The following is a 6,091-nucleotide window of genomic DNA, read 5'->3' on the forward strand; positions in this document are numbered from 1 at the left end:
CTAGCGGCGGACGAGGGCCTCGACCCGGCGCTGGGCGTCGGCGAGGGCCTGCTCGGGGGTCTTGCTGCCCAGCCGAGCGGCCTCGAGCTCCTGGTTGATGATGTCCTGCAGCTGCGACTGGTTCTCCACCACCGGCGGGGTGACGGCGTACTGCAGCGAGTCGAAGACGGCCTCGCGGTTGGCAGGCAGCGGCTTCTTGAGGTAGGCGTCGAAGAGCGCGCGCTGACCGAGGGAGAGCGCAGGCAGCTCCCAGGCGCGGTCGATGCGGGTCTTGACGGTGGCGGGGTCGGCGGCGAGGAAGCGCACCCACTTCCAGGCGGCCTCCGGGTTCTTGCTGGCGCGGGCGACCACGGCGGCGTTGGAGAAGAAGTGCGTGGCCTTGCGGGCGCCGCCCGGCTCGACCGCGATGTCCCACTTGAACTTGGCCTGGCTGAACTTGTCGAACATCCAGATACCGCTGTAGAGCATGCCGAGCTGGCCGTTGAGGAAGAGGTCCTCGTTGGAGACCCCGCTCATCTCGGCGTCGGAGGGCATGACCTTCAGCCGCACCTTGTCCACCAGGTAGCGCAGGGCCTCGCGGTTGGCCGGGGTGTCGATCTGCACGCTGGGGCCCACCTGCAGGCCGCCGCCGGCCTGGCGGGCGACCTTGTAGAACTCCCAGAACTGCACCGGCTGGTACACGCCCCACACCCGCTGCGCGGGGTTGGAGATCTTCTGGGCGGCGCTCATCACGTCCTTCCAGGTCCAGCTCGCGGCCGGGTAGGCCACGCCGGCCTTGTCGAAGAGGTCCTTGTTGTAAAACAGCACCACCGTCGAGAAGGTGATGGGCAGGCCGTACTGGGCGTTGCCGTGGCGGAAGGCGTTGAGGGCGGCGGGGTAGAAGGCGTTGTTCAGGGTACGGTCCTGGCGCAGGTAGGGGTCGAGGGCCAGCAGGGTGCCCCTGGAGGCGAAGGTCACGAAGTTCTCGTAGTTGAGCTCGAACACGTCGGGCGCCTGCCCGGCGGCGAGGTTGGTCTGCAGCTTGGTGAAGTACGAGTCGAAGGGCGCGGTGGTGTACTTCACCTCGAGGTCGGGGTTCTCCTTCTCGAAGGCCGCGATCAGGGCCTCGAGGTCCTTGACGTGGTTCTGGTCGGTGGTGAAGGAGAAGTAATTGATGGTGGTCTTGGCCAGTCCGCTGGCCAGCAGCACGAACACGAGCACGACCCAAAGCTTTCGCATGTCCCAAACCTCCTCGCCCCTACACCCGGGGCCTGGCGAACACTTCCCGCTGTACCGTCAACCCGGCCGCCCCACGCGCCCAGGTGTCGTCGCCCCAGGGGTTGACGTGCACCTGCAGCCGCTCGGCGAGCCCGTTAAAGGCGTTGCTCCGCAGGGCCCCCTCCATGGGCCCCAGGAAATTCCCTCCCAGCCTCACCCCCTCTCCGGCGATGACGATCAGCTCCGGGTTGAACAGGTTGACCAAGTTGGCCAGCGCCACCCCCAACCGCTCGCCGGCCTCCCCCAGCAGGGCCCGGACGCCCTCGTGGCCCTCCCGGGCCGCCCGGACGAGGTCTTCGGCGCCGAGCGCGCGGCGGCGGAACTCCGCGTAGCGCTCGCGGGCCTGCTCAAGCAGCGCGGGCTCGGCCGCGTAGGCCTCCAGGCACCCCCGCTTGCCGCACTCGCAGGCGCGGCCGCCCGGCTCGCTGACCGTGTGGCCCAGCTCCCCGGCCCCGCCGTCGGCGCCGCGGTAGATCTCCCCGCCCAGCACCAGCCCCGCGCCGATGCCTCGGCCCACGGTGACGACCGCGAAGTTGCGTGCGCCCTTGCCCCGGCCGAAGAGCATCTCCGCCGCGGCCAGGGCGTTGACGTCGTTGTCGACGTGCACCGGCCGGGCCAGCCGGGCCTCGATGAGGCGGCGCACCGGCACCTGTTGCCAGTGCAGGAAGGGCGAGTAGACGCACACCCCCTCTTCGGGGTCGATCACCCCCGCTATCCCCACCCCCAGCCCCACCAGCCGCTCCGGGGAACGCCCGGAGGCCTCGAGGAGGCCGTTCACCTCGGCGACGAGCCGTTCGATGAGCGCTTCTGGCTCGGTGGAGCCGAGCGCGACGTGGCGGCGGGCCAGGACGTCGGTGCGCAGGTTGGTGAGGACGATCTCCAGCGCCCCCTCCATCACCTTGACCCCGACCGCGTGCCAGGCGTCGTAGGCGAGCTCGAGCAGCACCGGCGGGCGCCCCCCGCGCGGGGGACCGCTACGGCCTTCGATCACCCACCCCTGCTCGATCAGCTCGGCCACCACTCCGGTGACGGCAGCCGAACTCAAGCGGGTCCGCTCGGCCAGCTCGTTGCGGCCTAGGGGTCCGTGCTGGCGGAGCAGGTTGAGCACGAGCGCGCGGTTGATGGAGCGTACGGTGGACTGGTCGCCCTTGAGGATCAAGTCGGGGCCTCCTGGCATTTACTTAACTCAGTGAGTGAAGTTAATGTGCCTCGATCTTAGGGCAATGGCTAGCGCCTGTCAAGGGCTTGTAATCGGTCAATACATACCTTCGCGTGCTACCTCATAGCTCCACCCCGGCCATTTTGAGAAGGGTCCGGCTCCGAATCATGTTGTGCACGCTGCTTTCCCGGTAGGGAAACACCTCGAGGACGATGAGGTTCAGCCCAGTAGGAGCGGGCTTCTATTCGGTAGAGCCCCAAAGAGCGCACCATCACGCTGAACCGGGTCTTGATCCATTTGGTGCTTTTGTTTCTTGGGGAAGCGGATGCCTTGGGCTTGCGTCACGCGAAGCGTACCTTGCGGGCCTTGAGCGCATCGTCAACCCAGACGTAGGTAGCCACCAGGGTCAGCCCCGGAGGGGCTACCTTGTGGGTCTCTGCGTCAAGATGGTAAAGGGGGTGCTCGCGATCAGGTTGCATAGCACCCCCCTTTTGTCATACTGAGGGGGTTCAAATCAAGTAGCACACGAATGTAGTGCTTCCGCTCAAGCGGTACCACCTGCAAGGTAAGAGGAGGTGGTGTATGAGCAAAATGGCTACAGGGAGCTGGAGCGCGGAGGAGAAGGTTGCCATCGTGCTGAGCATCCTGCGCGGGGAGCTCTCCATAAGTGAGGCCTCAAGAAAGCACGGGGTCAGCTACAAGACCCTGCTTGCCTGGCGCGACCGGTTCCTCAAGGGCGGGGAGGCCGCCCTGAAAGGCAATGGGCCGGACGTTCACGTCAAGGCCCTGGAGGAGGAGAACAAGCATAAAGAAGCCCTGGCCGAGATGGCCCTACGGAAAAACTCCGCCGCCTGGGCTAGCGAGCTTTGAGGAGCTGGAGGCGGTGCGCCGGGAACTCGGCCCTGGGGTCAACGCCTTCCTGCGCCTTTTGGGGATGAGCAAGGGCGCCTACTACCGGCGAAAGCGGAAGGGGCACGAAGACCAGGAGGGGGTGCCTGGGGCGAAGGGCTCCTGTCAGCGCCCTTGCCCTAAGCGGGAGGCTATTCGGGATCAGGCGCGCCAGGTGGCCCTGACCTTTCCCACCTACGGCTACCGCAAGGTCTGGGCGGAGCTTTTGCGCCGGGGGGTGGTGGCCACGGAGAGCACCGTCTACCGGGTGCTCCAGGGGGAGGGGCTCTTGCTCCCGAGGAAGGGGGGAAGGCGGAAAGACCCGGGCCAAGGAGGAGAACCCGAGCCCCCAAGCCCGAGCGGGTGGGCCTGGTGCTCAGCGCCGACGGTACCCTGTGGCGGCTGGTGGAGGGCAAGGGGAGCTCAGGCCTTGGGGGCTATCGCATTCTCAACGTGATCGAGGAGGAGAGCCGCAACCTCTTGGCCAGCGTGGCGGGAAGGGGAAACCGCGAGGCTGGCCAAGGAGGCGGTGGAGCGGGCCCGGGAGGAGGTCAGGAGGCTCGGGCTGCCCACCACGGGGCTCTTGCTTCGCACGGATCGGGGTTCGGCGTTCCAGTCGGAGCTTTGCGGTATCCTTTTCTTGAAGCACTACAGTATCTCGAACTAGAATGGGCACGACTTATGGCACCCTTTGGTTTGACTGTCCTGAACCAGATCCCTGCTGAGCTCGTTCAGGATTTCCTCTTAGGCCGTCTCAACCTGAGCGGTGGAGTGTTACGCTGGGCCGCGGGCACTGGAAGGGGAGGGCAGATCGCGGCCATCCTGGAACCGGCTAATGCACTGAGGTTGACCCGTGATCTTGTGACCATGGACTGGCTGAGCTTGGCCGAGCAGTTCCTGGAAAACCGTCAGATGGCGGAGATCCTCACCCGCCTGGGATCGCTGGAGGCCATGAGCAAGCAGATCCTGAGCCTGGCGAGCCAGACCATGTTCCTCTCAGGACTAAACTTGGCAGTCAGCGCGGCGGGATTCGCCTTCCTCGGGTCCAAGCTCAACGCCATGGAGCGCTACCTGCAGAAGCTAGGCGCGGAGGTGCAGGAGCTGCGGGAGCTGTTCGAGCTGCGCGGGCGGGCCGAGCTGAAGGCGGCCCTCAGTGACCTGATGCGGGTTGTCGAGTTCCCCTCCGAGGAGCGCTTGACCATGCTCAACCAAGCCCGCTTCACTCTGGCCAGCAGCGCTCACCAGTATGAGGAGCGGCTCAAGGAGGCTGAAACCGCTGAGCTTGCCCTGTCCTTCCTCGAGTACTACCTCATCGCTGCCCTGGCCCACGCCCGTTGCTACGCCATCCTGGGCAACATCGAGCTAGCGCACCGCGACCTCGGCGAAACCCTCCGGACCTGGAGCGAGCAGGCCCGCCGCATCGCCCGTGACTTGCTGATCGGGGAGCACCCCGAGCGCTTCCTCTACTCCGACTACGCGCCGAAGGTGCCTCTGGCGGCGCTGGTCGAATGGCTGGACTACGCCAACGGCACGAGTAAGGGTTTGGCTTGGGTTGAGGAGTTGCGAGGGGCGCTGCCCACATGGCATCAGCGCCGCGGCATCCACGTCTCTCTGCCGAAGGTGGTGCTGCGCGAGCGGGCGTCCGCTGAGCACGAACTGCAGTTCACGGTCCCGGCGATGGAACTCCTGGTGAGCCGCAGCCGTGTGCTCGAGGGGTACCTCGCCCAGTACCAGTTCCTAGGCGAGCACAGGGTCGCTTTGATCGACTACGAGGAGGCTATAGCCCGGTTGAGAGAGTCCAACGGGGGCGAGGGGCAGGAATACTTGATCGTCGTGCCGCCGAAGGCGGTCGAGGCGCAGGAAGCTCCGGCCGGGGAAAGGGTTTAGTGAGTACAACCCGCTATCCCGTTGCGCCCCAATATCATGGGCAGCACCGAGCCGACCACCCTGCAAGGGGCCAACGTGGAGGCTGAACTGCTCTCTGAGAGCCCGTCCGGGCCTGTGGCGGGACGAACTCGAGCTCCTAATACCAATAGGACTTACGCAGTTGAGACAAACTCATAGACAGGATGAGCCAGGTAGGTTCGGATGGCGTCGCGAACTATCGCCGTCTTGGCCTCATACCATCTCACCCCCGTCTTCAACCGATAGGCCTCCAGCTTCGAAAGCAACAGGTAGTTGAGAATAGCCACCGCCTTGCGAACCTGGGCCTTCTCTACCCCACAGCACGGCTTGAGCCCCCGATGGTAAACCTCTATCCCCCATCCCTGCCGCTCTAACTCCGCCCGCTGCTCTTCGCTCATCCCGAGATGGTTGGTCGCCCGATGCACCACCCTCCCCTCCTCAGGGATTTCCACCCCACAGATGGGTACATTTCCCTTCCCCTCCGGGTTGACCAGGCGGTTGCCCTTCAACCGCGTCAGAAACAACCAGCCAAACTCCCGGATCCGCTTGAGGTTCTCCAAGCCGGCATACCAGCTATCCATCAGGACATATTCCGGCTCAAACCCCCGATCGAGACTTACCCTAAAAATTGTGTAGCATACCTTCTGCCTCCTCGTCCAGCTCATAGCGCAAGGCAAAGAGCTGCTTGAGCTCGTAGCTTTTGGCTTGGCTTTGTACTGCGCCCCTAAATTTGCACCACCTCACCGGTCAGTTTAGTCAGGGCTCCCACCCCCTTTCAACAGGCTGTCCACAAAAGCTTCAGGCGTCAGGTACCCCAAGGCCGAGTGCGGACGCTTGCGGTTGTACACCTCAAAGACGAACGCCTCCACCGACGCCCGCGCC

7 protein-coding genes and 1 pseudogene are annotated in these 6,091 nt (G+C 65.1%); 3 read left to right on the forward strand and 5 right to left on the reverse strand.

Translation table 11 applies throughout. The features are described from left to right. From DNA98_RS13380 to DNA98_RS13390, 3 genes are all read right to left on the reverse strand, one after another. The gene (locus DNA98_RS13380; protein ID WP_110531522.1) at positions 1 to 1,218 is read right to left on the reverse strand and encodes a sugar ABC transporter substrate-binding protein; all 1,218 of its coding nucleotides are present in this window, start codon (positions 1,216 to 1,218) and stop codon (positions 1 to 3) included. Between the two features lie 19 nt (positions 1,219 to 1,237). Further along, a complete protein-coding gene (locus tag DNA98_RS13385) occupies positions 1,238 to 2,434 on the reverse strand; it encodes an ROK family transcriptional regulator (protein WP_110531524.1) in 1,197 nt (398 codons plus the stop codon). 323 nt (positions 2,435 to 2,757) lie between these two features. After that, entirely contained in the window at positions 2,758 to 2,895 is a 138-nt protein-coding gene (locus tag DNA98_RS13390; protein ID WP_233493215.1) for a hypothetical protein, read from the reverse strand. A gap of 103 nt (positions 2,896 to 2,998) precedes the next feature. Here DNA98_RS13390 and DNA98_RS13395 point away from each other — a divergent pair, with 103 nt between their 5' ends. From DNA98_RS13395 to DNA98_RS13405, 3 genes are all read left to right on the forward strand, one after another. Beyond that, a complete protein-coding gene (locus DNA98_RS13395) occupies positions 2,999 to 3,286 on the forward strand; it encodes a transposase (protein WP_110531526.1) in 288 nt (95 codons plus the stop codon). A 13-nt stretch (positions 3,287 to 3,299) separates the two neighbouring features. Then, positions 3,300 to 3,761 carry an IS3 family transposase gene (locus DNA98_RS13400; RefSeq protein ID WP_158531651.1) on the forward strand — a complete coding sequence of 154 codons (462 nt, stop codon included), beginning with the start codon at positions 3,300 to 3,302 and terminating at the stop codon, positions 3,759 to 3,761. A 224-nt stretch (positions 3,762 to 3,985) separates the two neighbouring features. Continuing rightward, positions 3,986 to 5,191, forward strand: coding sequence for a hypothetical protein (locus DNA98_RS13405; protein ID WP_110531530.1), 1,206 nt, complete (start codon positions 3,986 to 3,988; stop codon positions 5,189 to 5,191). A 152-nt stretch (positions 5,192 to 5,343) separates the two neighbouring features. On the opposite strand, the pseudogene DNA98_RS13410 reads toward DNA98_RS13405, so the two are convergent. Beyond that, positions 5,344 to 5,841: pseudogene (locus tag DNA98_RS13410) on the reverse strand (transposase); the annotation flags it as partial. A 120-nt stretch (positions 5,842 to 5,961) separates the two neighbouring features. Then, positions 5,962 to 6,091, reverse strand: a 130-nt coding sequence (locus DNA98_RS13415) for an integrase core domain-containing protein (RefSeq protein WP_146237991.1), incomplete at its 5' end; no start/stop codon positions are given.

This window comes from Meiothermus sp. Pnk-1 (assembly GCF_003226535.1).
In the GTDB taxonomy this organism is placed as follows: domain Bacteria; phylum Deinococcota; class Deinococci; order Deinococcales; family Thermaceae; genus Allomeiothermus.

Bases quoted from the DNA above. Each gene is read 5' to 3' on its own strand.
- DNA98_RS13380 (WP_110531522.1), bottom strand. From the start codon at position 1,218: ATGCGAAAGCTTTGGGTCGTGCTCGTGTTCGTGCTGCTGGCCAGCGGA.
- DNA98_RS13385 (WP_110531524.1), bottom strand. From the start codon at position 2,434: ATGCCAGGAGGCCCCGACTTGATCCTCAAGGGCGACCAGTCCACCGTA.
- DNA98_RS13390 (WP_233493215.1), bottom strand. From the start codon at position 2,895: ATGCAACCTGATCGCGAGCACCCCCTTTACCATCTTGACGCAGAGACC.
- DNA98_RS13395 (WP_110531526.1), top strand. From the start codon at position 2,999: ATGAGCAAAATGGCTACAGGGAGCTGGAGCGCGGAGGAGAAGGTTGCC.
- DNA98_RS13405 (WP_110531530.1), top strand. From the start codon at position 3,986: ATGGCACCCTTTGGTTTGACTGTCCTGAACCAGATCCCTGCTGAGCTC.